Source organism: Gilliamella apicola, from assembly GCF_000599985.1.
GTDB classification, from domain to species: domain Bacteria; phylum Pseudomonadota; class Gammaproteobacteria; order Enterobacterales; family Orbaceae; genus Gilliamella; species Gilliamella apicola.
Map to the genome: position 1 here is coordinate 1,497,853 of NZ_CP007445.1, position 25,099 is coordinate 1,522,951.

The following is a 25,099-nucleotide window of genomic DNA, read 5'->3' on the forward strand; positions in this document are numbered from 1 at the left end:
TTTTTGCTTTTTAGTTACTTTATTTTGGTTGGTTTGGCCATTCAATATTTGGCGCTAGTTCGATATCAATGCGATTTATTAGCACTCGATATTTTTTCCATTCAACGAGTAATTGTGCTTCTTGCTCACTAGCAATTTGTGAATCAACAGCATCTTGTAGATAACTGAGTTGTGAAGCTACCTCAGCAAAAAATTGATTTTTCTTAGTTAAAGCTTGATTGACTTCATATTGATGTTGTTTATTTTTATCAAATTGCCATTTTTTCCCATCCCAGCTATCAAATTCACTGGCTGGTTTTAATTCAGTAAAACCATCAGGAATTTCACCGACCTCTTGAAGGATAGTTTCTCCACCCGTTTCAATTGAGTAAATCTTAGTGCCACGTAAATCTTTAGGATAAGTCCATTGTTGACCATTATGAATGATTGCCTGATTATCTTTAACGCTTTGTGGTGCTTCTAAATAAGCATTAGCAGGTAAGCCAACACCAATTGGTAAATATTGATAGATTGCTTGTAAAAATTCACCTTTAGAGTCAACATTATAAACAACGACCTAGCCGGATGAAATTGTTAAGCCGCTATTATCTAATACAGCTGATTCAGGCTCTAATTGGTATTTCATCAATATTCTCCTGATTATTCAGCTTTAACTATATAGATAAATTGAATATCTTTACTAGCATCCCACTTTTGTAAATTTGGTAATTTTCCTACCGGATATGCAGAAGCTAGTTTAGGGTATTTTTTTTTATCAAACTTAGATCCATTACAATTCAAATACCCAGTTGGTGCATAGGATTCTGGCCACGGTAGTGGCACCCCGACTGGCGTTGTTAAAAAACGATCTATATTAGCTTCTGTGACAGTCTCATACCAAGCCGTTGTAGGACTAACCCAGTATTTACAGCGGCTGAAAAGTCTTGGTGAATTAAATCCAGCAACGTATAATTGCTCAATGTAACCATCGTATTTATTTCGACTACCATACACTGCCAGCGTTCCAGGACTATTAAGTGGTGTTAGATTAGGCAAACTTTCGTGATCAGTTGTGTGTATGCCATAGAAACCGCTTAACAAGCGTTTTTCTGGATCATCCAATCGAGCACCAATTTCTGAACCAATCCCATAATCACCTGCTTTTAGAACTGACTTATCGTTAATAGTTACATCATTTACATTATTAAATTGCCAAATGTTTTTGGTTGAATCGTAGTCTAATTTGCTTTCCGATCTTTTAGTTTTAGCATTATAAAACGCATGTGAATAACTATCGCCAGAAGTCATCAATGTCATTGAATCATTGTTATCATTGTTTATTTTCAATCCTTTATTTGATAATGTTAATTGACCCGTCATTGTGTCACCAGCACGTTTTACTGTCTTATCATACACTTTTTTGACCGCTCGTGGTGTTGCGGCTTGAGTTTCGAGCTTAGAATTAATTGCTGAATTCAGTTGCACAAAACCTTTGGCACTAGTGGTGGCATCTGGGTGATTGGTTGATTTTTCATGAACAGTGATTTTTGCTGTAATTGTATCATTAACATATTTTTGAGTTGCAGCCGTTTGAGTAGCGTCGGCTCTTGGCTCAATGTATTTCTGTGCAGCAAATACTTCGATTGTTTCGTTTTTCAGCTCAATAGCTTCTGTGTTATCGACAATGATCTCCATTCTAATCATTTGTGTTCGACTACTGTCTTCAAGGCAGTTGGGCTTATAAGTAGCAGGGTAGTTACCTACGGCGATCAGATTATCTTTATCATCAAATAAGCCAATTTCATGAATAAACCAGCCACCATCAGTTTCAGGTATAACTTGTTCTGCAATAATTTGACAAGGGTTTTCATTGTCGATAAATAATTTGTCGATAGCTGCACGTCTAACTTCATGAACTAATTCGGTTTGGGTTGCATCAGGTGTAGTAATATTACCGTTGCCATCACCCACAGCCATTTGAGTTATTTTAAGTTGAAAGCCCTGTGACGTAGCACTATCTAACAATGCTACTCCTTTTTGTGTTAAAATTGTATTGTATGCTTGATTCATAGTATTATTCTCATAGTATCGATTAAATGGATAGTTGTGCCAAAATGGTTTTCGTATTTAATTTGAGTGGAATACCTAAAGCGGTAGCATTGGCTAGTAATACTGCCCTTGTTGGGTAATTAACGTATAAAATTTTTGACTCATATTTTTACTCTATAAACTAAATTCAAATCGCCTATAGGGCGAGCGAATGAGCTGATTGTGTTTATTTTAAATGTCTAGATTACGAATACCTTATAAAATGCATTAGATTTGCATTTTATAAAATGGCTTGCTAAAGATAATGACACAGTATAAAAAAGTTAGTTAATGGATGGATTTGTAAGAAAAATTATTACAAACAGCTGAGATAAAAAAACGTTATAAATATAAGATGTAAATAAAAAACCTTAGTTAAATTGAAGTGCCCCATAAAGTTGGACACTTCAATTACTAAGGTTTTTGCTTTTTAGTTACTTTATTTTGGTTGGTTTGGCCATTCAATATTTGGCGCTAGTTCGATATCAATGCGATTTATTAGCACTCGATATTTTTTCCATTCAACGAGTAATTGTGCTTCTTGCTCACTAGCAATTTGTGAATCAACAGCATCTTGTAGATAACTGAGTTGTGAAGCTGCTTCAGCAAGAAATTGATTTTTCTTAGTTAAAGCTTGATTGACTTCATATTGATGTTGTTTATTTTTATCAAATTGCCATTTTTTCCCATCCCAGCTATCAAATTCACTGGCTGGTTTTAATTCAGTAAAACCATCAGGAATTTCACCCACCTCTTGAAGGATAGTTTCTCCACCCGTTTCAATTGAGTAAATCTTAGTGCCACGTAAATCTTTAGGATAAGTCCATTGTTGACCATTATGAATGATTGCCTGATTATCTTTAACGCTTTGTGGTGCTTCTAAATAAGCATTAGCCGGTAAGCCAACACCAATTGGTAAATATTGATAGGTTGCTTGTAAAAATTCACCTTTAGCGTCAACGTGATAAATAACGGTCCAACCAGCTGAAATTGTTAAACCGCTATTATCTAATACAGCTGATTCAGGTTGTAATTGGTATTTCATCAATATCCTCCTGATTATTCAGCTTTAACTATATACATAAATGTAACATCTTTACCATCAGGGCGATCTTTATTTCTAGAATTATCCCAATTTCGTAAATCTGGTAATTTGTTATCCCAATATGCATAAGCTAGTTTCGGGTATTTTTCCGTATCAATGTTAGCTCCATTACACTCCAAATATCCTACAGGTGGTTTAGATTTAGGCCACGGTAGTGGGACGCCGACTGGCGTTATAAAACGATCTATATTTGCTTCTGTGACGGTCTCAACCCAAGCCTTTTTTTCAGTGTAAAATCCACAACGGCTAAAAAGTTTTGGTGAATCATAGTCAGGAACGTATAATTGCTCAATGTGAGGACCGTAATCGCTCTCCGCAGCATAAACTGCCAACGCTGCACTACAATTATTATATATGAACTTTGGGAGATTTGAGGAAAATTTATCGATACTTGTGCCATAGAAACCGGTTAACAATCGTTTTTCTGGATTACTCAATGGAGCACCGGCTTTTGCACCAATTCCATAATCACCTGCTTTTAGAACTGACTTATCGTTAATAGTTACATCTTTTACATTTTGAAAACGCCAAATGTTTTCGGTTGAATCGTAGTCTAATTTGCTTTCCGATCTTTTAGTTTTAGCATTATAAAACGCATGTGAATAACTATCGCCAGAAGTCATCAATGTCATTGAATCATTGTTAGAATTTTTTATTTTCAATCCGTTACTTGATAATGTCAATTGACCTGTCATTGTGTCACCAGCACGTTTTACTGCTCCGTTTGCCACATCATACACTTTTTTGACCGCTAATGGCGTTGCGGCTTGAGTTTCGAGATTAGAATTAATTGCTGAATTCAGTTGCACAAAACCTTTGGCTCTAGTTGTGGCATTTGGGTGATTGGTTGATTTTTCATGAGCAGTGATTTTTGCTGTAATTGTATCATTAACATATTTTTGAGTTGCAGTCGTTTGAGTAGCGTCGGCTCTTGGTTCAATGTATTTCCGCGCAGCAAACACTTCGATTGTTTCGTTTTTCAGCTCAATAGCTTCTGTGTTATCGACAATGAACTCCATTCTAATCACTTGTGTTCGACTACTGTCTTCAAGACAATTGGGCTTATAAGTTGCAGGGTAGTTACCTACGGCGATCAGATTATTTTCATCATCAAATAAGCCAATTTCTTGAATAAACCAGCCACCATCCGTTTCAGGTATAACTTGTTCTGCAATAATTTGACAAGGGTTTTCATTGTCGACGAATAATTTGTCGATAGCTGCACGTCTAACTTCATTAACTAATTCGGTTTGGGTTGCATCAGGTGTAGTAATATTACCGTTGCCATCACCCACAGCCATTTGAGTTATTTTAAGTTGAAAGCCCTGTGACGTAGCACTATCTAACAATGCTGCTCCTTTTTGAGTTAAAATTGTATAGTATGTTTGATTCATAGTTTTATCCTCATAATATCGATTAATGAATAGTTGTGCCAAAATGGCGTTTAGATTGTGTTGTTACTTTTTCAGCAATACCAGGATAGATAAGTAAAGTATTGCTTTTATTGCTACTGGTTCCAATGGTTAATGCTCCTATAGTTATATGCTCACTACATTTAACCAATGGGGTATCTAGTTGAATTTTTTTACCTGTTTTAGCGGTAACTTGTTCTCTAACTTCAATCACTTTGTTTTTGTTACTCTTGAATGTCGACTAAGTCGGCGAGATAATAATTTTTCATAATGACTATGATGAAATTTTATGAGATAGAAATAAAGCAAGCTTGGTTGTAGAGATTTGTTTTACAAATTTTCAATCAGCCACGTTGGATTTAGGTTTATTGGCATAATTTAATTATTAACTTTCTATCCAACCATTTTTTAACTTAAAATCACTTGGTTAATTGAATATTAAAAATATGCTTTAAAAAGAAAACTACGTTTTGCCTTTTGTTAACAGTGTTTATAGTAAATATTTTTTATATTCACTGTCGTTTATGAAGGTTAGAGATGCTGATGAAATTTCAAACTCTTTTGAAAGTCCTTTTATTGTAAGTAAAAAATGATAATAGTGCAGACGAAATAAATGCCAATGAAAGTATCAATGCTTTATTAGAGCAAGAAGTTAAAAAAGCAATAAACTCTTCTTTTAATTTATTGCAATCATTTCATTGCATTATTGTGAATTGGTGTTGTTAGCCGATTTTTCTGAACGGCAAAGTGTGCTTATATTGCCTTTACTTTTTAATAAACAGATCAACAATGATGTATTCATCAATACTTGAGCTAAATTAGCTCGATGAGGTAGATTAAAAAATGAAAATAAGCTAACAGCAGCACTTGATACTATCATTAACCAAGCTAACCAACTGTATTTAACTTTGTGGCGGCAATTATTGCGATCGAAAGTAAATAATCGCACTGCAATCATTAAACAAAAAATAGCATTGAGTATCGTTATCATTATTTTTTACCCCTAAAGTTATTGAAAAGGTCAGTTGGATCATCGAATTTTTTGATTAGCCATAGTAATAATTTAACGCTAATAGCTGATGCAACTAATGCACCTAATCCTGGTGGTATCTTAGTTTGAATATTGGCCGGAAAAATTGGGATGAGTAAATACTGTGTCATTTCAGCTAAGAGCAAACCTATAGCAAATGAGATAAAAAATAGGACGATGCGACGAAAAGGAGAAATATATTGCTCACTAATCACTAATAAAATCGAACCACAAAGAGCGCCTAAAATAACACCATTTTCAGTGTTAGGATAAATCATAGATAATGAAAAAGCTCTGATAATTGAGGTAAAAGTTAGACTAGTGGGCTCTGTCATTAGGTTAGTCCCATAAATTAATAAAATTAAAATTTTTTTCATATACCGATTCCAGTAAATTTACTTCTTTACCTATAGGTAATATCACTGGCAATTTATATAGATCTTGGCTGTTTTGATAAACTATTTCTACAATACCCACTGTTTTACCCAAAACTTGATAGACTAATGCATCAATAGTTTCATTTGGTATGGTATAGACAATCATTCTTCAATTACTCCATAGCTAATTTAGACTTATTTTTTAACCGCGACATTGCTGGTGTTACAACAAATAAAGCTTGGCGGAAAACAAAGGTGTCGATCTATTAAAACCATTACGTCGCCGAGGTGCGAGGGTTAATTGTTATAAATAGTTATTTAATATTATGGTCGTTGTTAAATCATTTTTAAGCAATTAAGTGAAATTGTGGCAACTTGAAATACAATACGTTGAAGGATTACGATAAAGTATTGTCGATCAATTAACAAAAATCAGTTGCTATCAAAGTTATTAATCTCTCGAATAGCTTGTTTATCAGCATTACATTTTTCAATGACATGCAATAGATGTTCGTTGTATTTAAGACTATCGCCAAAGGTCATTGGTTGAGGAGGCAAGTTCGGCTGACAACTAGTGAGTAAATTCTCGGGTATTGGTTGACTGACGAAGATTTTTCGCTCGGTTGTACAAGCTACCAGAAATAGGCAGAGGCACCAGCTGGTTAGCGCAATAATTCTCTTTGAGTTGACCATTAATCTGTTCCTGATTTTGTAGCGATTGCTGTTCTAAATACTGTTTATTTTTTTCATTGTCAGCGATAGTTTGATTATTTTTGATAATCGTTTGTTGTAATTGACCTAATTTTTGCGTCAATTGACTGGTTTCATTTTGTGCTAATTGTTTAGCTTGCAGTAAATCGTTAATAATAAAAAACAATAACATAAATGCTAAAGCAATAGTGACGTTGGTTTTGTTCATATTAATCCTGGTAAATAAATAGTTTTGCCGTTTTGTTTTACTGCTGTAAGAACACGTTTGCGTTGGTTTGTGTGACTAAATTCAATATGAACCCATTGATTATACTCTTGGATAATTTTGTCAAATTCAACGCCAGCCATAATTAATCGTTGGCAAATTTGTTTTGGATTACCGTAGGCACAGTGGAAATCAACGGCTAAACCTTTGGTATGAGCGCTGTTTTGCGACCCTCCCACCTTATTATTTAAAGCAGGGCAGCGGTATCCCGATGAAATAATGATTGGATTAGTTAAAGCTTCTCTAACTGATTCTAATTTATTAGCTGTCAGATGAATATTTACCATTAAGTCATCTGGCACATGATTATCTATTTTTAGTCGAGTTGCTGTTGTTGAACGAGTAAATTCTTCTAATGTGAAGTGTTCGGTTAATTTCATGAATCTTCATCTCCTTTGATATTTATAACTCATCTTTTTTCCACAATTTTAATTAAGGTGGTTCCTGACAAACTCATTAGATCAGCTATATCGCTGGTAAGTTCAAATCACCTAATTGATAATAGCCAATTTAATAAAAATGAATCTTTGGAGTTATTATTAATCAATAAATTAATTATTATAATAGACAATGGTTTGTAGTAACTGATTAGACAATTAACCCTTTTATTTTGACTAAAATATATTAGATTAGATTTGGACGTTTTAGTGGTTATTTAAAAATCTATGTAATAGGTTTAATTTATATAAATAATCATTGCTAATATGAATTATTTTTAATAATTATTGGTAAATATTGAATAAATTTGTGTTATCAGGATATTAAAAAACTTTTCCAGAAATTTTAGTTTTTTATTATTAAAATGAAAATGGATAGTTGATGATTGTAGTTAAGTGGGTATGAACTATTTTCAACTATCCTAAAATGATTATGAATTATTGGGGTTATCTGGATGTTTAGTGACCATTTGTTCTTTTAACGGCTCAAGTAAATCCCGAAACCAGAACATTATTATGTCTTTATCTGGTTCCCGCAAATGAATATGTTCTGTAATGATTCGTGAAAGCAATTCCGCTCGTTCGATTGTTTTTATTTTTTCCAACTCATTCATTTCAAGTTCTCCTTAGATGCTGTTTATCCATACAGTATATAATAATTACCTTTTCGATCAAGTCATTTTAAAATGACTTAAAACAAAGTAGTCAATAATTTTTAATATATTTAGTATGTTTATCTTTTTTTCTTGTTAAAATATTTAGTATTTTTATGTTTTTCACCTAATATCTTACACTATTCACTAAGTAAAAAACACCAATAATGTTTTTTTGCTTTAGTAAAATTTGGCACTAATATAGTTTTTAGATGATCTTTTTTTTGGTTCAATATAATGATTATTCACTATTAGATGAAACCCATTTAGAGAATCAGATAAAATAAGATGCTGATGAGCATTTAGTCTGATACTTCGTCTTAAATAGAGTTGATTTACATTTAAATCATTATCTGGTAGACCGATAATTTTCAGTTGTTGCTTAATATCTTGACGTTGCTGTTTTGAATAATCTGTATGAGTACAGTTATTGACAGAACTCCAAGGCGTGCGTTCCGCCCGCAATAAAAATCTATCATTAGTTTTCACGCCATTACTGCTATTTTTAGGAACTAGCTTCCATTTAATTAATCTTGTGCAAATAAAAGATGCAAAACCATGAATTGGTGCATAGACACCTTTAATTTTTTTGATGATTTCTTCATACTGATTAACTTTATCCTCATAAGCAAGGCGAACTTTAATATCTTTGCGTTTGACTAATGGTCCACCTTGATGAGTAGTATATGCCGCCCAATCACCAATATCGGCTGATGCTAATACTGGATCGATAATATCATTGGTTACTTTTTTATTTTTTAAACGACGTAGTTCTCGCCATACGCTGACAGGAGCCCCGCCTAGCTGTTGAAATTGGCGGATTTTCCAGCGGCTGGCCCAAGCAGTAATTGCTTTAGATGACAGCTTTAAGTTTTCGCCTGTTTGTGTATCAATTTCGTTTTCAAGCGCATATCCATCAATATTTTTGGCGATATATTTTGCAATGTAGCCAGTTGCAGATCCTTTTTGTTTATCAATATCTTTAAATTCAAAGCGATTGATGGCTGCACCTTTTTCATCCCCATCTTCATCCATGGCATATATCCACATACTATAAAAAGCTTTTTGAATATCTTCTGGTCGCATAAAGATCAAAATATGCCAGTGAGGTGTGCCGTCATGATGCGGTTCGGCAACTCGAAAACCAAAAAATTGAATATTTTCCCGATTTAATTTAGCTCGAATTCGTGACCAAACTTTGCATAAGTAGGCTTGTGTCTCTCGTGGAGTGTTACCTTGCCAGTTTTCAACAAAGCCGCCTTTAGCGTGAGTACTGTGATATTTAGCTGGAGCTGTCAAGGTTATAAAAGCACCTTGATAACCAAGTTGATCTGCTAAATCTTCAAAGCCGCGCATGCGTGTCATAAGCTCTACACGTCTTATTGCTGGATTAGCTACCGATTTATAAACTTGTAACTCTAATGGTAATTGTTCACCGGTTTCTTGATTTTCTATAGCCATCTTTTCAAGATATTTTTGATTGCGACGTTTTTGTTCTTGCCATTGCATTTGGCAGCTACGGCTAGCATAAGGCGATGCCTTTTTTTGCACTTGACCTACGGCAATTGCAAAATGTTCATGTTCAAAATCTCGACGAGTTTTTAATTTACGTTGCCACCATTCATGATTGGTTATTTTAGCTAATGCTTTAATACAATTATCATTGGTTAATTTGTTATTTTTAAAATCATTAAAATAGGGAGGTATAATGTTGATACCAATTAATTCTTTTAAAACTGTACGATAAAGTTTTTTCTCCAAACTATTGTTTTCAATATGATTAGCTGTCAAGCAAAAAGACTGATCTGCAAGACATGTTTGTATGTGTTTATTTAAATAATTGACTATGTCAATACTTAATTTTTCTAACTTTTTTGTACTCAATGTTACCAATCGGGCAAATTCATCAGCAAAATTAATCGATAAGGCACTGGGCGTTCCTACTTGATAACGTGCTTTGACTTGCGATATTCTTACCTGAATATTGCCACCTAAAGTTTGGCGTAAAAAGCTATTGGCTTCTTTTCTTCCTTCAACTTGAAAAATATTAATATATTTATCAGCAAAATAACCAGCTAAAAAATCAGGTAAATCACTAAAAAATTGAGCACGAAATGAGTGGTCTTCTTGATCAACTTGCCACAATTTAATTTCGTTATAGCTGATAGATTGTGGTATTTTTTTCCCATAATTAAACTGGGCTATTGGCGTTCTTTCTAATTTTTTATTAGGTAAATATTGCCCTATATTTTCATAGTAATCACACAGAGTTAATAATAGTGAATGTTTATTTTTAGCTGGAATAAAAGGTAAAGAGAAAGATTGGCTGGTCATAAATTCTCGTTAGCAGTTATCGTTTTGTACGCAGTTCTTTTAGACTTTGACAATCGATACAAAGGTGACAACCTTTTATTAATCGTCGACGTTTTTCAGGGATTGGTTCGCCACATTCGATACAATCTATTACTGATTCGCCGATAAAGGTTTGGCGATTAGCAAGTAGATTATCGAGTTCAAGCTGTGCCAAATCATTTGCTTGGTCTATAATATCTTTCATTAGGCATTATTCTCATAGCTTTGATGACGAATTTTTTCTGCCTCTTGATAAAGGAGTTCATTTACTTCGTTAGCGGTTAAATTCTGATCTAAAATATGATCGCTTATTTGCATTAAGCGATTTATATAAAGATCACAAAGTCGTTGTTCGGTTTCTTGTTTAATCTTTCCCGATATATTCTGTAGTTTAGATTGGGTAATATTGTTTGAGTTCATATGTTTTTCCTCATATTATTAATTATGTTTGGTAAAATCTTGTGCTTCACAATGTGCAAAAACATCCACGATGGCTTTTAAACGGCGAAGTCCTATCTCTAAATTATCTATTTCATTATCGTTAAGGAGATCAAAACTCATATTACTTTCAGAATATGGCAATCTTGTATTTAATTGTGTTATGCCCGCAGCTGCTAATAAAAGTCTTTTTTGTCCTGGTTTTAATCGATTAAAATTGCTACGTACTAAGCTGCGATGTCCATGAATTAATTGATATAGACGTCTTATATGTTCAAGTTGACGAGATTGTTCAATATTATTCATCGCTCTTCCTTATATAGTAGTTTGAATCAAAAAAGAGCCATGTCTTTCGAAAAAGGCAAAGGCTTTATCAAATGGTTTGAGTTAGTTTTGGCGATGTTTAACTTGCTTTAATTTAATGGTTTTACCATTACTTTTTTCAATCCAACCATTTGGATTATGTTTATTGGTTTGAATAAAAATAACTAAAGGTTGGGTAGTCGATTTTTGACTTAGATAGATAGCCCGACTCATATTATTGCTCCATTAAATTTAATTCTGGATTAAATGCTTTCGCCCCTTCAAGTGTAAGGGCGGTCATATTAATTAACGTTGTTGAGCGGTCATGCTTGCCTGTAATTCTTTTTTTTCGCGTTGGGAGCAATCCTTCATGTACATATTTTTTAACAGTACGAGGATTCATGCCCGAAACTCGAGCAAATTCATCAACAGTGACGTAAGGCGCAGAAATAGTGATTGAAATTGTTGTCATCATAGTGCATTATTCCTAACATAAATATGTTTATATGTAATTATGTGTATTTATATGTAAAATTAAACTAAATATAATTTATCATTAAGCTAAGCTTAATGTCAATCGTATTTTTATTCTAAAATTAACCTAGGATTAATTAAAGATGAGCATTAATTTTAATTCTGGTGGTGCCAAAGTATTGGACCGAATCATTGAGGCTTATGGATTTAAATCCAAAGTTGAATACAGCAATTATTTAGGGACATCGGCAGCAAGTTTATCAATTCGTTATCGACGAGATCTCTTTCCCTCAGATCTTGTTGTCAAATGTATGGATGAAACTGGTGCATCATTACAATGGTTAGCGACAGGTGAAGGACAATTTAAACCAGTTGAACAATCTAAAGAAACGGTTATTTCCGATGAAACTTTAGTTAAACTTGAACGGTTGGCGAACCTAAGAGATAAAGGAGCCATTACCGAACAAGAGTTCAGTGAATTAAAAGGACAATTAATTTAGATTAGTAAAGGATAAATTGAACTTATGTCAGTAAGGAAACAACCTAATGGAAAATGGTTATTTGAAAAATATCTCCCTGGTGGTCGTCGGATCCGTAAGAACTTTGCTACCAAAGGGGAGGCATTAGCATATGAAAATTATCTTGAAGAACAAGCAAATCAAAAACCATGGATTAATGAAAAAATTGATAAGCGCCGTTTATCTGAATTAATTCAAAGCTGGTATTCGTTGCATGGTCAAACCTTAAAAGATGGTCAAACTCGATTAAAAGCAATGCTTTTTGCCAGTGATTGTATGGACAATCCATTAGCAACAAATTTCACTGCGAAACAATTTACTACTTATCGTCAAAAGCGGATTGATGGTGAAATATATCGAACTGATCGCATTAAAACTGTTGCTCCTAGAACAATGAACCTTGAATTAACCTACTTTAAAGCGATGTTTAACGAGTTAATTCGATTAGGGGAGTGGCAACATAAAAATCCTTTAGAACTTGTTCGTTCGTTTAAAACCGATGAACAAGAGATGGCTTATTTATCCAAAGAGCAAATTCAATCTTTACTCCATTCTTGTCAACAAAGTAGCGCAACCGATTTGACCATTATTGTTAAAATTTGTTTAGCAACTGGCGCCAGATGGAGTGAAGCTGAAAGCTTAAAAGGCGCTCAGGTTAAAGACGGAAAAATCACCTACATTAATACTAAAGGTAAACGTAATCGCACAATTCCAATTAGTGATGAGTTATTTCAACAAATTCCCAATAAAAATGGCCAGCTTTTTACTTCTTGTTATTCGGCATTTCGCTCAGCATTAGATAGAACCGGTATTGAGCTGCCCGATCGACAATTAACACATGTATTACGCCACACTTTTGCAAGCCACTTTATGATGAATGGTGGTAATATATTAGTCCTGCAAAAAATCTTAGGCCATACCGATATTAAAATGACCATGCGCTACGCCCATTTTGCCCCCGATCATTTTGAGGATGCGGTGAGATTAAATCCGTTAGAACATGATTAAATAAAGAGAAATTTACAAATTATTATTTCAATAAGAATAAACTAAATTAAATAAAAAATGGCGGTAAATTGGCGATCGAAAATGATTTTATAGTGCTTAATATGTTTTTATATGCATAATTAACCAATTGATTTATAAATAACTTATTGATTTTAAATACAGCTTTAAAGAACTCATAATCGATTGGTCACTGGTTCAAGTTAAGTTGTGGCACCATAACGAAAATCAAGAAACCTCGCCTAGCCTAATAAATCTTTATTTGCAAAGATTGATATAGTTTTCTACTTCATACAACATCAACGAAATTCACTAAGATTTAAAATATTCAGTTATACGGCGGTAATATAACTAAAATCCGTATAACTAACATGATATAACTATGGTCAGAAAAACTGTTCTTTTATGTAATATTTAAATTAAAGCGGCTAAACCAAAAGATAAAAAATACACTGTACAAGATGAGATTGGGCTATATTTATTAATAAAACTGACAGGATCAAAAGTATGACGATTTAATTATTATCGTCATTTTGTAAAAAAGACCGAGTTGTTATCTGTCTCGGTCTTATAATCAAATTTACTTATCATGAGTTTAACTGACAAGCACTACATCCTAAAATGTGCATCTATAATTTCAATTATTTTTCAATTTTATTTTTAAAATTGACGGAATAACCCATTCCTCTTTTAATGTAAGCTTCTTTCGCTTGATAACAAGGATAGGTTTCTTTTATTTTACGTTCTAAAGAATTTTGTTCGTCCCATTTTAAATTTTGTTTTTCAATGGCTTCCATTTTATCGACACATGAGTTAAATGTTGTAATAAATTCATCATCATTGTCAGTAAAGAGTTTTACATGTTTATCACTTTCTCTATCAAAAGCTTTTTCCCAACTTTTTCTACAGGCGTTTAAAGTGTAGGTATCTTCAGCACAATAAAGTGGTTTTTTGGATTCAATTGTTTGGATATCATCGTTAGCCAGATCTTCAGTGGCTTTTTCCTCTAAAGCCGATTGAGCAACGGCACAATTTGAACCTTGACGTTGATCTAATTTACATATAGAAATCATTTGCTCTTTAATATCTTCGTATGGTAGTTGTTTTAATTCTTTTTTACCTTCGTCCACTTTTTCATCATAAACAATTTTCCAAGCTTTACATTTAGGTGAAGATGTTGTGTAAAATTTATTACACTCTTCAACTTTCATATATTCATTGATTGACTTTTGCCATGATTTGCCTGCTATTTGGTCTCTAATGGCTGCCATTTCTGTTTCTAAAGCTTGTTTTTCCTCTGCTTCTTTACGTTCTTTTTCTAATTTAGCTTGTAGTATTCGATCTTCTTTAATAGCATTTTCTGCAGCTTGGCATTCGGTATCATTTTTTATTTTTTCGAATAATTTTTCATCTTTTTGGCTAAAAGCTTTATCTAAATCATTACGGCATTCTTTTAATTTTTCTTTAGCAGAATCAATATTTTTTAAATAATACTCTTGATTTTTTTTTTCACATCCAGCCAAACCTAATCCGGCTATTAATACAAGTCCTATCACTTTTAAGTTTTTCATCATCTTTCCTAGTTTAATTTAATCAATAAAATTAAGTAATAATTATTATTTATATAATTTGGTCAATTATTGTTATTAGTAAATAAAAATAATGCGGTATTGTTTTTATCATCTTCAATGTAAAAAATATTTATTCTGGCATTAATTTTTTTTACGCAAGATACACAATTTCGATAGGTTTGAAAAGTGATTTTTTTGTGCACATTCTATATTAATAGAAGTAAATTGGATTTGTATTATAAAAAAATTTAAGGAAAGGAAGTTTTTAAGCCACTAAAATCAACATATATTGCTAATATATTTAAAGAATTAATGTTAATGTCAGCATTTTATTGACTATGCAAAGTTATAGTTTTTAATAGCCATACTTTTCTAATGGTTCCTGTAATATTATTCGGTCAGTTAATAAGTTAAATTCGTTTTTTTCTTGTTTTTGTGTTGGTTTGATTCGTTCCGATAATCTTTATTCAATGGTTAAATCACATTGGTTGTCAGTGATAAAGTTAACATTAAACCTAATTGCTTATTGGTTGTTCTGGGAGCGAATCAATGCAGCTGGTTGATTGTTCTGCATTCAATTGATTATGTGGGCGATTAAATCGTTAAAAGTGTAGAAATAACTTGGTGGATTTATCGTTAATGTGAAATGGTATTGGAATCCTGAATTGTCAACTGAGGAAGGCTCAATAATGCCATCTTTGATGATAAATTGATTTTCCGCCGCTAAATTGGGATTTAGCAGATTTTTCTCAAATCTCGGTAATTCCGGTAGCGTAAGGATTAGAGTTAAGTTTAGGCGTCAAATTGTTTAAATGGCATATAATTCATCTTAAATTTACTAAAAAGAAGAAGTTTTTTATTTCTATTAAAAAAATTCTATTTATCTAGAAATGTTATATTTACTTAAAGCTATTTTTATTGTTAATTAAGTTATAAGACTTGGAAAAGTTTTATTTTTATTAATTTATCGTTAATATGATTATTATTTTAAATTATAGTGTTGGTAAAGTTTCGCCAAGGGTGGTTATTTCTCATCGCTTTTTGATAGTATCCTGGTGTTACCCCGAAATTTTGACGGAAAATAGCAATAAACCTACTTATATTATCATAACCTAAATTTAAGGAAACTTCTGTAATAGGCTTGCCCGCAACAAGCAATTCTAAAGCTTTTAACATACGCAGTTTCTGTCGCCATTCAGTGAAATTAAATCCAGTTTCATTGGTAAATCGACGAGTTAATGAGCGTCGAGAAATTCCAGCCCAAACGCTCCATTCATTAATGTTTCTATCATCACTAGGATTATCAGACAAAGCTAAAGCAATTTTTAACAAACGAATATCTTTTGGCATTGGAAGTGCTATCTTAACTTGAGGGATTATACTAATCTCATCGAGAATTACTGCCATTAATCGCTTATGCTCGGGTTGCAGTTCTGTATTATGCCATGTCATGCTTCGGGTAATTGCTTCGCGCAATAAACTCGATAATTCTAGAATGCAGGGTTTAATCGGTAGATTATTACATACGCTTTTTTGTATATAGATACTCCATCCATGAAATGGTCCATGCGATCTGAGAAGAGAATGCTTTGTATCTGGAGGTATCCATATACCATGAGTTGCGGGTACTATCCATTGATAGCTTTCCACTTCAATTGACATCAAACCTTGTAATGTACCAGCTAGTTGCCCTCTAGAATGATGATGGAGTTCTGTTACTTTCGCAGATGAAGATTTGAGTGCTGCCGATATAATCATCGGTTCGTTATCAGAAGAAGCAACCTCTGGAGAGATGAGTGAGATATTCATTTATATGCCTCTAAGTAATATTTTGTGGCTTAAATTGGCTAGTAAAACGCTATTCTACTGGCTATCCTAAAGGCCTCTTAGTTAAATTGAAGATAACAAGTTAGCAATAAATAAATAAGTTGTAAATGAGTAAAATAATAGTTTTTTATACAAATTAATTGGTAATTTTAAAATTTATTAATTACTTAATAAATTGTTTTTGAGAAGGAAAAAATGCATGAAAGGAAAACATAGAAATTATAAAAATGTGACGTACCCAACATTGGATAGTATATATAGACAAAGTGTAACTAAATACCGTCTAGAGAGAGTTTGACATGACACAATCCGTTGATCTGACAACCTCAGAAAGAAAGTTAGTGTTTGCAATGACGCTATCAAGTATATTGCCATTATTAGATAGCAGTATTGTTAATGTTATTTTACCCTTAATTTCTAATGATATTAATGCCTCTTATGCTTATATACAATGGGCTATTACCATATATATGCTTTCTTGCGCAGCTGGCATATTAATATCACCTTATGCACATGAAAATTTTGGACTCAAAAAATCATGGATATGTTCAATTTTTACTTTCCTTGTTGGTTCTATATTAGTTGGATTATCATACAATTTGGTTTCTTTAATCTTGTTTAGATGTCTACAAGGTTTTGGTGCAGGTATATTAATTCCTATTACTCAATCTACAGTAGCGACTTATTTTGGTAAGGAAAGACTAAAGACGATTATGGCATTGATTGCTATTCCGTCAGTTTTTGCACCTGCACTAGGACCAATTTTTGGAGCAGTCATATCTGAACAGTTAAATTGGAGAATAGCTTTTTTTATCAATTTACCTTTAGTGCTTATGGCTTTTTTATTTGGTAGGACGACAATACCTGATAATAAAAGCTCTAAATACAATATGAATATTTATGTATTTATGACATTTTTAATTGCTTTAATACTATTTTTCATCTCTATTAAAAATATCACTTCTGGGCATTTTTTTGATAGTTTTAACATTATTATGCTAGTTTTAGGTATCGGTTTTATGATGGTTTCGCTTATTACTAATAACAAGTCAGACAGTAAACTGATCGATTTAAGTGCATTTAGTTGTATTCAATACTCGTTTGCAATAATTATGGGATTTTTGACTTCACTTATCTTTTTTGGTTTCATGATTTTTTTCCCTTTAATACAAGCAATGAATAATAATATATCTATTACATATATTGGTATGCTACTTGCCCTACAAGGTGTTGGTGCCTGGTTGGCTAGAAAATTTATTTATAAATCTTTAAGTGAGATAAATTCATTTTTGATTATTGGTGTAGGATTAATAATATCAGCAATAAGTATATTAATAATTCAAGTTGGTGGGAACACCTCTGAAATCATCGGTTTTACTGTTCGAGGTTCCGGATTAGGCGTTGCTACAATTGCTGTTCTCTCTTCTCCATATGAGTTTTGTAATAAAAATCAAATTAAAGATACGAGTGCTATCACGCGTGTTATACAGCAAATTGGTGGTGCATTTGGAGGCGTATTATCAGGGATATTAATCAACCTTACTCAAGATCAAATAATGTCAGTAAACTTTGCTTATCAGATAATGTTTTTTATGTCTCTTGTTTTTGGTTTTCTAGCGGTTATTGTCTATATTTTCTTTGGTCGAGTAGATACAAATATTTAGTATGTAAAAAACGAAAAATCCAATATTTTTAACAATTGAATGAATAAAGAGAAAGAGTCCACTTTCATCTTTTAGTGAATATTGCTTATTTTTAGTTTTTGCAGTTTTAACTGCAAAAAGTGATTAAAATCAAAAAATTTAGTTTTTCCATTAATAATTCAACTAAGCACAAAAAACGACCTTACCCTTTGATAATAAAGGGAATGCATATCTTTTAAAAAATTCTTGATATAAATATTATTTAAATAAATTCATTTAAAATCAATATTTTAAATGAATTTGATGTGATCACAAAGTAAGCAATCGATCGGTTTGACAATAAGTTTGCAATATGATAAAAAACAATATTGATAATGATTATCAATATCATTAATGATCAATTTTATCTATATAAGGACAAATATAATTCTGTTTAAAAAGTAAAATAATAATTGTTTAACAGAATGTTATTGCATAAAAAACGACAAATCAAAACGTTGAGGATGATGTTTTTGGGGCGTTGGTAACAATTCAGAATTGTCTAACATATTTCAGCGGGAGTTTCACACTTATTTTCGACTGATTGGAATCTACGGTTGTTCTGTTTTTACTCAATGAAACGAACACACTAACAAACTAGAAATCGGAATTTTAGGTTTGGTACTAGCTGGTCATTAATATGCAGCAATATGTGAATAACATAATAACAATAGGATTTGTACATGAAAAGTTTGAAGTCTAAATTAAGTTTATTTAGTTTGTGCATGATTAGTGGCTACAGCGCAGTTAGTATGGCAAATGAGATCAGTAATAAAACAGAAACGCAACAAGTTGACGATATGATCATTGTTGTTGGCGAAAGAGTTGGTCGCAGCGAGGTTGAAACCGGTTCAAGTGTGAACATTATTACCAATAAAGATCTGGAGCGTCGTCCAGATCTCCATTCTTTAACTCAGGTATTGAAGGAAACACCCAATATCATAGATATAGGGTTGGGAAATGAATTACCTACAATCCGTGGTATTGAGGGATCGAGTTCACTCGGTACTATGGCGTTCTTTACTGGTGCGCGTCCCCGCTTTAACATTTCAATCGATGGACGTACCTCAAACTATAACGAACTTGCGTATGGTATTAAATCACTATGGGATATCAAACAGATTGAAGTGTATCGTGGTCCGCAAAGCTATGCGCAGGGCCGTAATGCTATTGCCGGATCTGTGGTTATGCAAAGTAACGACCCAGTAAATGAATACGAAAGTGCAGTAAAGTTTGATTACGGTAATCAAAACCGTCGCCAGTACGCAGCGATGCTTTCGGGGCCTATATTCAAAGATGAATTGTTATTACGCCTAAGTATGGATCGACAAGAGCGACAGTCATATGAACATCTTACTAATTATTATCCTGCTGGTAACTCGCGTAAATTTGAAGCGACTACAGTGAGAGGAAAACTTTATTGGTTACCATCAACACTTCCTGATTTCTATAGTCGCTATACGTTTTCTCATATTGACTCGAGGGCGCCACAGGGTGAGTTTAAGCCACGCAACAAGTCTGAAACTTACCGTGCAGTATTCCAAGTACGTTCAGCGAGCAATAGGTTATCAAATAAATGATGTTTTAGAATTTGAAAATAAAGTTATATATTCTAATTATATTCAGGATCGCTATGCGTTTCCCTCAGGTGGTCCCGCTCGGGTAGAAGGCCATGAAGTTCAAGTTGAACCGATATTGAGATTCAATACTGGAGACTATCGCGGTTTATTTGGCTTGTTTTACTACACCTCACCGCAAGATGAAACAGTGTTGTTAATAAATAAAAACGATTATCACGATAAAACTGAAACTAAAGCGATATATGGCGAAGTAACATTTAACCCGCTAGAATATATTGAAGTAAATATGTCTGCTCGATATGAGCAGGAGGATCATAAACGCAACGGAGGTAATCTCTTTGTTGTGCACTACAAAAGCAAAGAAAAAGAATTCCTGCCTAAACTTGACATAGCTTATCTTTTTAACGACGCTCATCGAATTGGTGTTAAGGTAGCGCGTGGTTATAACCCAGGAGGTGCCGGAATCTCATTTATTCTGCCCTTTACAACATATGATAATGAGTATGTGTGGAGTTATGAATTGTATCATCGTTGGATTTCACCAAACAACCGCCTGAAACTAAGTACCAATCTCTTTTATAATGACTATAAAAATTTACAGCTTCCTTATTATAATATTTTTGGTAGTCCGGTAATTGATAATGCGGATAAAGCTGTTACTTATGGTGTAGAGTTTAATCTTAATTGGCAAGCAACAGATGATTTAAATCTTTTTGCCGGTGTTGGGTTACTAAAAACTAAAATTAAAGAATATACGAACAATCCGAGTTATAAAAATAATAAACTCAGCCGTTCTCCCGGTTATACATTCAATATAGGAAGTTATTATACATTGCCAGTGGGCTTTGAAATCGGTGCTAACGTAAATTATACCGACTCTTATTACTCATCCGTATCCAATAGTAAAGACTCGAAAACAAACGGATACTCGCAGGCAAACGCGTATATAACCTATAACTTCAAACATGGCAGTATAACGCTTTATACAGAAAATGCGTTCAACTCTAATGAAAAAACTAAAATTATCGACGGTGGATATACAACTTATCAACAGCCTCGTATGGTAGGGCTTTCTACAGAGTTGAGATTCTAATAATGATAGTTACTGTATTATTATCAATGTGATTTAATAAGGTAAAGTATATGAACAATTCAAATAATACTGGATTCCCTATGTCTGATATGCAAAAGGCATATTGGATTAATATAACTGATGGTATTTTAGAAAATAGTTCAAGAATACAATATTACTGTGAATATGAGTTGTCTGAGTTTGATTTAGATAAATTTAAGATCGCTTGGAACAAAGTTGTAAATCGACATGATATGCTGAGAACAGTTGCGTTAGATGGTGGTAAACAGCAGATACTCGATCATCTGGAACATGACTTACTTGTTTACACCGACCTCAGAGAATTAGAACAAACTAAAAAACAAGAAATTTATGATGCGATCCAAGATAAGTTATCACATCGCAAATTTAACTGTAGCGAATTACCCCAGCTCGATTTCCATTCGCTACATGATACCGCTGCTACAAAATTCATATTGAATTTAAATATGTGGGCGATAGATGCGCCAAGCGTTAATACTATACCTTTGGTATTTAGTTGATTATTAATGTTATTTTTAGGTGGATATTTTTACTTAAATGATAAAAATATTCGTCAGGCTTTACTGGAAAAGATAGTTGATACATGTAGGTTATTTATAAATGGTCAACTGTAATAGTGATTGGACTTTTTTATTGCATGATAGATATAGGCTAAGGAGACACTTAATTATGAATCACAAGGATATATTTCTGCCAGTAAAGAATAAAGTATCTCATTCTATATTTTGGGCATCAATTGCTCAGGTGCTTAAACTGAGTATCTGGCTAATGTTGATCTGGGTTTTACACCAATTGATGTTGGATACCAGTGTCTTCCCGGGATTGCCGATTGTCTCTCTACTTGTTTTGAGCATTCTTTTTTATATGCTGAGAACTTATGCTCACGATAAGTCTCACTATGCGGCATTTGAACTAGAAAAAATATTACGAACTATACTTATCAAAAAAATCAATCAATTGCCTATTGAAACGGTTAGAAACATGGGCAACGGGAATCTTGTTAAAACATTAATTGATGATATTAAAGAATTACATGCTTTTGTAGCTGATGCTCCGCCCTTAAAAGCCGAGGCATTCGTTACACCAATTTTTACCTTACTCGTTTTATTTATCTTTAATTGGGTCTTTGCAAGCATTGTATTTGCCATCACTTTAGTTACTTTCCTGCTGCTGAGTTTTATCATGAAAAAAGCTAAGCTTTTAAAGGAAAGCTATAATAATGCAACTATTCAAATCAACAGTAAAATAATTGAATATATTCAGGGAATGAGTGCGGTAAGAACATTTGATGCCGGGGAGGGAGCATTCGGTCAATATCGAAAAGCATTGGAAAACTATAGCCAGGTGGTCTTTCATTGGTTGCAATCTATGCGATTGTCTACAAAAATTGCTCGCAGCCTTTTTTCCGCTATGCCGATGAGTATCATATTAGTTATTGGATTGAGTTTAGCCCAACTAAATGATCAAATCTCATTTATTACGACGTTCTGTTTTTTATTGCTGGCGATCGGTATAGCAGAAAGTGTTCATCCGGTGATGAGTCTGTTTCAGATATTACAAAAGTCAAAGGCAGCAATAGAAAGGATATTTGAAGTTGAGAACCTGCCAATTTTAAAAACTTCTTCCAATCGGCTATTACCTGACAATAATGAGATAATTTTCAAAAACGTTGGGTTTTCTTATCAGAATTCTAGCACTGTTTTATCCGATATCAATATCAAAATTCCTGAAAATTCATTTACTGCTCTTATTGGTACATCTGGTTCTGGTAAGACAACTCTGACAAATCTTATTCCACGATTTCTTGATGCAACCTCTGGAACGATAACTTTAGGTGGAGTTAATATAAAAGATATTGAATACGCTGAACTTATGTCGAGAATTTCATTTGTTTTTCAGGATAACTTTTTATTCTCATGTTCGATCGCAGATAACATACGCTATGGGTTAAATGCTGTCTCTGATGATGAAGTCATTGAAGCTGCCAAAAAAGCTGAAATACACGACTTCATTATGACACTTCCTGAACAGTATAACACTCTGGCAGGAGAAAGAGGGCAGCTATTATCCGGTGGTCAAAAACAGAGGATCACCATTGCCCGAGTTTTTTTACAAAATCGACCGATCGTTATTTTAGATGAACCGACGGCTTTTTCTGATGCTCGAAATGAGGCCTTGTTATTAAAAGCCTTTAACCGTTTAATTGATAGAAATAAAACTGTCATTATGGTAACCCATCGCTTATCGACGATTGTCAATGCTGACCAAATAATATTATTGGATAAAGGGATGATTAAAACTCATGGGACTCATAATGATTTAATCGAAAATTCAAGTGATTATAAATTGTTATGGCAAGAGTATAACAAAGCAAAAGATTGGTCGATTCCAGTCAATAATTTGGCTGATGGAGAAAAGTGATGAAAGAGTATATTAATACACAAACATGCACAACAAAATCATTGCTGAAAACATATATTGGCTTAATTAATGCGGCTGGTGAGCAAAAGAAAATATTGATCCGCAGTCTGATTTATACTGTGATATCCTCTTGTTTATTTGGCGTTTCGTTGGTTTTACTATATCCCTTATTTGCATCGCTAGAAGCCAAAAGTGTTACAGCAACAGTTACTCATTTAATTATTGTCATTGTTCTAATGGTGGGTAGCTTTATTTTTAAGGTGCTTTGTGAACGCTATGATGCGGATGGTTATTCAACTTTAGCAGTTACCGAACTAAGGGAAAAATTAGGCAACAAGTTACGTAATATTTCCTTAGATTATTTAAGTCAGTTTAGATCTGGGGAAATAAATTACCTTATGATGCAAAGCGTAAATGAAGCGGCAGTATTTACATTTATGCTACTCAATATCATCATTACCGGCGTTGTTATACCACTATCAGCTGCAATCGCCTTGTTATTTTACAGTTGGCAACTTTCTTTGATGATGCTTTTGGTCTTTCCAATGGCAATTCCACTCTACCTGTGGCGTAGGAAAGCCTATCGCAGAGGTTTTAGTATTCTGACTGAGGCCAATGCAAAATTAAAAGGTGAAGCTGTCGAGTTTGTACAAGGACTTGATGTACTGAAATCCACCGGCCAAACCGAAGAGAAGATGACAGAGTTTATTAAGGTAACAACAGATGTGGCGAATATACTGCGTATTGGCACGAAAAAAGGGGAAAAACCTAACTTAATTATAACTATCGTGATCCAGATTGGTTTGATCCTTATCATCTCGTTAGGTGCGTATTTGGTGAATGCTGGAACCATTTCCTACCTCTTATTAGCTAGCGTGTTATTAATCGTTGCTCGTTCCACGGATGTATTAAACTATTTTGTACAAATGTCATCGATGCTTGAATCATTGGTTATAGGGTATGAAAAATTGCAGGAACTGTTGAATGCACCATCATTACCTGAAAAAAAGGCAGAGATTATGCCTGATCACTATAATATTGAATTTGAACGAGTTAACTTTTCGTACCAAGGGCAAGACAAATATGTACTTAAGGATATATCCCTTCAGATCCCAGAAAATGCATTAACCGCTTTGGTCGGTGCCAGTGGTTGCGGTAAGACTACAATAACCAAGCTTATTCTTCGGTTTGCTGATGTAAAATCAGGCAGTATTAAAATTGGTGGTATTGATATTCGAGATATGTCTCAGAGTCAGTTAATGAGTCTAGTTTCTGTAGTATTTCAGGATGTCTATTTGTTTCAGGACACCATTATTAATAATATCAGAATGGCAAAATTATCCGCTAGTGATGAGGAAGTCATCGAAGTTTGTAAACAGGCAAATTGCCACGAATTTATCCAGAATTTCCGCGACGGTTATCAAACACGACTAAATGATATTGGCAAAAGTCTCTCTGGTGGTGAAAGGCAACGTATCTCTATTGCCAGAGCTATTTTGAAAAACGCGCCTATTCTTATCCTCGATGAGCCAACTGCTGCACTCGATACTGAGAATGAACTGGCAGTGCAAAAGGTGATTAATAAACTCGTGCAAGGAAAAACGGTATTAGTTATCGCCCATCGACTTTCAACTATCATCGGAGCTAAGCAAATTGTGGTTATTGATAAAGGCGAAATAGTGGAAAGTGGTACTCACCAGCAGTTATTGCAACATAATGGGATTTATAAGGAGTTTTGGCATCTTCAGCATAATTAA

28 protein-coding genes are annotated in these 25,099 nt (G+C 33.5%); 8 read left to right on the forward strand and 20 right to left on the reverse strand.

What is annotated here, in order from left to right; all coding sequences use genetic code 11:
- Positions 1-19: 19 nt before the first annotated feature.
- The 18 genes from GAPWK_RS15575 to GAPWK_RS07010 all read right to left on the reverse strand — a co-directional run bounded on the left by GAPWK_RS15575 (position 20) and on the right by GAPWK_RS07010 (position 11,625).
- The gene (locus GAPWK_RS15575) at positions 20-511 is read right to left on the reverse strand and encodes a tail fiber assembly protein (protein ID WP_080692531.1); all 492 of its coding nucleotides are present in this window, start codon (positions 509-511) and stop codon (positions 20-22) included.
- 128 nt (positions 512-639) lie between these two features.
- On the reverse strand, positions 640-2,049 hold the full coding sequence (locus GAPWK_RS15580; RefSeq protein WP_025315527.1) for a phage tail protein: 1,410 nt from the start codon (positions 2,047-2,049) through the stop codon (positions 640-642).
- Between the two features lie 457 nt (positions 2,050-2,506).
- On the reverse strand, positions 2,507-3,112 hold the full coding sequence (locus GAPWK_RS06945; protein ID WP_038517322.1) for a tail fiber assembly protein: 606 nt from the start codon (positions 3,110-3,112) through the stop codon (positions 2,507-2,509).
- Positions 3,113-3,126: 14 nt separating this feature from the next.
- A complete protein-coding gene (locus GAPWK_RS06950; RefSeq protein WP_025315529.1) occupies positions 3,127-4,566 on the reverse strand; it encodes a phage tail protein in 1,440 nt (479 codons plus the stop codon).
- A gap of 22 nt (positions 4,567-4,588) precedes the next feature.
- Positions 4,589-4,798: a hypothetical protein gene (locus GAPWK_RS06955; RefSeq protein ID WP_025315530.1), complete on the reverse strand. Its 210-nt coding sequence runs from the start codon at positions 4,796-4,798 to the stop codon at positions 4,589-4,591.
- Positions 4,799-5,287: 489 nt separating this feature from the next.
- The gene (locus tag GAPWK_RS06960; RefSeq protein WP_025315531.1) at positions 5,288-5,575 is read right to left on the reverse strand and encodes a phage holin family protein; all 288 of its coding nucleotides are present in this window, start codon (positions 5,573-5,575) and stop codon (positions 5,288-5,290) included.
- Positions 5,575-5,949 (reverse strand): putative holin, encoded by a 375-nt coding sequence (locus tag GAPWK_RS06965; protein ID WP_025315532.1) that lies wholly within the window; start codon positions 5,947-5,949, stop codon positions 5,575-5,577. The genes GAPWK_RS06960 and GAPWK_RS06965 overlap by 1 nt, the downstream gene beginning before the upstream one ends.
- A 4-nt stretch (positions 5,950-5,953) precedes the next feature.
- Positions 5,954-6,157: a tail protein X gene (locus tag GAPWK_RS06970; protein ID WP_025315533.1), complete on the reverse strand. Its 204-nt coding sequence runs from the start codon at positions 6,155-6,157 to the stop codon at positions 5,954-5,956.
- Positions 6,158-6,423: 266 nt separating this feature from the next.
- Entirely contained in the window at positions 6,424-6,666 is a 243-nt protein-coding gene (lysC, locus tag GAPWK_RS15670) for an Rz1-like lysis system protein LysC (protein ID WP_425319716.1), read from the reverse strand.
- Positions 6,563-6,910, reverse strand: coding sequence for a hypothetical protein (locus GAPWK_RS06975; RefSeq protein ID WP_025315534.1), 348 nt, complete (start codon positions 6,908-6,910; stop codon positions 6,563-6,565). Before GAPWK_RS06975 ends, lysC begins: the two co-directional genes overlap by 104 nt.
- Positions 6,907-7,347 (reverse strand): D-Ala-D-Ala carboxypeptidase family metallohydrolase, encoded by a 441-nt coding sequence (locus GAPWK_RS06980; RefSeq protein WP_025315535.1) that lies wholly within the window; start codon positions 7,345-7,347, stop codon positions 6,907-6,909. Before GAPWK_RS06980 ends, GAPWK_RS06975 begins: the two co-directional genes overlap by 4 nt.
- 488 nt (positions 7,348-7,835) lie before the next feature.
- Positions 7,836-8,018: a hypothetical protein gene (locus tag GAPWK_RS06985; RefSeq protein ID WP_025315536.1), complete on the reverse strand. Its 183-nt coding sequence runs from the start codon at positions 8,016-8,018 to the stop codon at positions 7,836-7,838.
- 219 nt (positions 8,019-8,237) lie between these two features.
- On the reverse strand, positions 8,238-10,391 hold the full coding sequence (locus GAPWK_RS06990) for a replication endonuclease (protein ID WP_025315537.1): 2,154 nt from the start codon (positions 10,389-10,391) through the stop codon (positions 8,238-8,240).
- A 16-nt stretch (positions 10,392-10,407) separates the two neighbouring features.
- The gene (locus GAPWK_RS06995) at positions 10,408-10,614 is read right to left on the reverse strand and encodes a TraR/DksA family transcriptional regulator (RefSeq protein WP_025315538.1); all 207 of its coding nucleotides are present in this window, start codon (positions 10,612-10,614) and stop codon (positions 10,408-10,410) included.
- Entirely contained in the window at positions 10,614-10,829 is a 216-nt protein-coding gene (locus GAPWK_RS07000) for a DUF2732 family protein (RefSeq protein WP_025315539.1), read from the reverse strand. The genes GAPWK_RS06995 and GAPWK_RS07000 overlap by 1 nt, the downstream gene beginning before the upstream one ends.
- Positions 10,830-10,847: 18 nt before the next feature.
- Complete coding sequence (locus GAPWK_RS07005; protein ID WP_025315540.1) at positions 10,848-11,153, reverse strand: hypothetical protein; 306 nt, start codon at positions 11,151-11,153, stop codon at positions 10,848-10,850.
- A gap of 81 nt (positions 11,154-11,234) precedes the next feature.
- Positions 11,235-11,384: a hypothetical protein gene (locus tag GAPWK_RS14885; protein WP_158413586.1), complete on the reverse strand. Its 150-nt coding sequence runs from the start codon at positions 11,382-11,384 to the stop codon at positions 11,235-11,237.
- A 1-nt stretch (position 11,385) separates the two neighbouring features.
- Complete coding sequence (locus tag GAPWK_RS07010; protein WP_025315541.1) at positions 11,386-11,625, reverse strand: MerR family transcriptional regulator; 240 nt, start codon at positions 11,623-11,625, stop codon at positions 11,386-11,388.
- A gap of 142 nt (positions 11,626-11,767) precedes the next feature.
- Between GAPWK_RS07010 and GAPWK_RS14230 the strand changes: the two genes are divergently transcribed.
- On the forward strand, positions 11,768-12,124 hold the full coding sequence (locus tag GAPWK_RS14230; protein ID WP_025315542.1) for a helix-turn-helix domain-containing protein: 357 nt from the start codon (positions 11,768-11,770) through the stop codon (positions 12,122-12,124).
- A gap of 24 nt (positions 12,125-12,148) precedes the next feature.
- Positions 12,149-13,150 (forward strand): phage integrase, encoded by a 1,002-nt coding sequence (locus GAPWK_RS07020; protein WP_025315543.1) that lies wholly within the window; start codon positions 12,149-12,151, stop codon positions 13,148-13,150.
- 638 nt (positions 13,151-13,788) lie between these two features.
- On the opposite strand, the gene GAPWK_RS07025 is transcribed toward GAPWK_RS07020, so the two are convergent.
- Positions 13,789-14,718: a hypothetical protein gene (locus tag GAPWK_RS07025; RefSeq protein ID WP_025315544.1), complete on the reverse strand. Its 930-nt coding sequence runs from the start codon at positions 14,716-14,718 to the stop codon at positions 13,789-13,791.
- Positions 14,719-15,705: 987 nt separating this feature from the next.
- Positions 15,706-16,527 (reverse strand): AraC family transcriptional regulator, encoded by an 822-nt coding sequence (locus tag GAPWK_RS07030; protein ID WP_025315545.1) that lies wholly within the window; start codon positions 16,525-16,527, stop codon positions 15,706-15,708.
- A 317-nt stretch (positions 16,528-16,844) separates the two neighbouring features.
- Between GAPWK_RS07030 and GAPWK_RS07035 the strand changes: the two genes are divergently transcribed.
- The 6 genes from GAPWK_RS07035 to GAPWK_RS07055 all read left to right on the forward strand — a co-directional run bounded on the left by GAPWK_RS07035 (position 16,845) and on the right by GAPWK_RS07055 (position 25,099).
- On the forward strand, positions 16,845-18,209 hold the full coding sequence (locus GAPWK_RS07035; protein ID WP_025315546.1) for an MFS transporter: 1,365 nt from the start codon (positions 16,845-16,847) through the stop codon (positions 18,207-18,209).
- 701 nt (positions 18,210-18,910) lie between these two features.
- Entirely contained in the window at positions 18,911-19,807 is an 897-nt protein-coding gene (locus tag GAPWK_RS15105) for a TonB-dependent receptor plug domain-containing protein (RefSeq protein ID WP_202961702.1), read from the forward strand.
- A complete protein-coding gene (locus GAPWK_RS15110) occupies positions 19,722-20,900 on the forward strand; it encodes a TonB-dependent receptor (protein ID WP_202961703.1) in 1,179 nt (392 codons plus the stop codon). The genes GAPWK_RS15105 and GAPWK_RS15110 overlap by 86 nt, the downstream gene beginning before the upstream one ends.
- 50 nt (positions 20,901-20,950) lie before the next feature.
- Positions 20,951-21,421: a condensation domain-containing protein gene (locus tag GAPWK_RS07045; protein WP_025315547.1), complete on the forward strand. Its 471-nt coding sequence runs from the start codon at positions 20,951-20,953 to the stop codon at positions 21,419-21,421.
- 169 nt (positions 21,422-21,590) lie between these two features.
- Positions 21,591-23,342, forward strand: a complete 1,752-nt coding sequence (locus GAPWK_RS07050; RefSeq protein ID WP_025315548.1) for an ABC transporter ATP-binding protein — start codon at positions 21,591-21,593, stop codon at positions 23,340-23,342.
- Positions 23,342-25,099, forward strand: coding sequence for an ABC transporter ATP-binding protein (locus GAPWK_RS07055; protein WP_025315549.1), 1,758 nt, complete (start codon positions 23,342-23,344; stop codon positions 25,097-25,099). The genes GAPWK_RS07050 and GAPWK_RS07055 overlap by 1 nt, the downstream gene beginning before the upstream one ends.

Bases quoted from the DNA above. Each gene is read 5' to 3' on its own strand.
- GAPWK_RS15580 (WP_025315527.1), bottom strand. From the start codon at position 2,049: ATGAATCAAGCATACAATACAATTTTAACACAAAAAGGAGTAGCATTG.
- GAPWK_RS06945 (WP_038517322.1), bottom strand. From the start codon at position 3,112: ATGAAATACCAATTACAACCTGAATCAGCTGTATTAGATAATAGCGGT.
- GAPWK_RS06950 (WP_025315529.1), bottom strand. From the start codon at position 4,566: ATGAATCAAACATACTATACAATTTTAACTCAAAAAGGAGCAGCATTG.
- GAPWK_RS06960 (WP_025315531.1), bottom strand. From the start codon at position 5,575: ATGATAACGATACTCAATGCTATTTTTTGTTTAATGATTGCAGTGCGA.
- GAPWK_RS06965 (WP_025315532.1), bottom strand. From the start codon at position 5,949: ATGACAGAGCCCACTAGTCTAACTTTTACCTCAATTATCAGAGCTTTT.
- GAPWK_RS06970 (WP_025315533.1), bottom strand. From the start codon at position 6,157: ATGATTGTCTATACCATACCAAATGAAACTATTGATGCATTAGTCTAT.
- GAPWK_RS06975 (WP_025315534.1), bottom strand. From the start codon at position 6,910: ATGAACAAAACCAACGTCACTATTGCTTTAGCATTTATGTTATTGTTT.
- GAPWK_RS06980 (WP_025315535.1), bottom strand. From the start codon at position 7,347: ATGAAATTAACCGAACACTTCACATTAGAAGAATTTACTCGTTCAACA.
- GAPWK_RS06985 (WP_025315536.1), bottom strand. From the start codon at position 8,018: ATGAATGAGTTGGAAAAAATAAAAACAATCGAACGAGCGGAATTGCTT.
- GAPWK_RS06990 (WP_025315537.1), bottom strand. From the start codon at position 10,391: ATGACCAGCCAATCTTTCTCTTTACCTTTTATTCCAGCTAAAAATAAA.
- GAPWK_RS06995 (WP_025315538.1), bottom strand. From the start codon at position 10,614: ATGAAAGATATTATAGACCAAGCAAATGATTTGGCACAGCTTGAACTC.
- GAPWK_RS07000 (WP_025315539.1), bottom strand. From the start codon at position 10,829: ATGAACTCAAACAATATTACCCAATCTAAACTACAGAATATATCGGGA.
- GAPWK_RS07005 (WP_025315540.1), bottom strand. From the start codon at position 11,153: ATGAATAATATTGAACAATCTCGTCAACTTGAACATATAAGACGTCTA.
- GAPWK_RS14885 (WP_158413586.1), bottom strand. From the start codon at position 11,384: ATGAGTCGGGCTATCTATCTAAGTCAAAAATCGACTACCCAACCTTTA.
- GAPWK_RS07010 (WP_025315541.1), bottom strand. From the start codon at position 11,625: ATGATGACAACAATTTCAATCACTATTTCTGCGCCTTACGTCACTGTT.
- GAPWK_RS14230 (WP_025315542.1), top strand. From the start codon at position 11,768: ATGAGCATTAATTTTAATTCTGGTGGTGCCAAAGTATTGGACCGAATC.
- GAPWK_RS07020 (WP_025315543.1), top strand. From the start codon at position 12,149: ATGTCAGTAAGGAAACAACCTAATGGAAAATGGTTATTTGAAAAATAT.
- GAPWK_RS07025 (WP_025315544.1), bottom strand. From the start codon at position 14,718: ATGAAAAACTTAAAAGTGATAGGACTTGTATTAATAGCCGGATTAGGT.
- GAPWK_RS07030 (WP_025315545.1), bottom strand. From the start codon at position 16,527: ATGAATATCTCACTCATCTCTCCAGAGGTTGCTTCTTCTGATAACGAA.
- GAPWK_RS07035 (WP_025315546.1), top strand. From the start codon at position 16,845: ATGACACAATCCGTTGATCTGACAACCTCAGAAAGAAAGTTAGTGTTT.
- GAPWK_RS15105 (WP_202961702.1), top strand. From the start codon at position 18,911: ATGAAAAGTTTGAAGTCTAAATTAAGTTTATTTAGTTTGTGCATGATT.
- GAPWK_RS07045 (WP_025315547.1), top strand. From the start codon at position 20,951: ATGAACAATTCAAATAATACTGGATTCCCTATGTCTGATATGCAAAAG.
- GAPWK_RS07050 (WP_025315548.1), top strand. From the start codon at position 21,591: ATGAATCACAAGGATATATTTCTGCCAGTAAAGAATAAAGTATCTCAT.
- GAPWK_RS07055 (WP_025315549.1), top strand. From the start codon at position 23,342: ATGAAAGAGTATATTAATACACAAACATGCACAACAAAATCATTGCTG.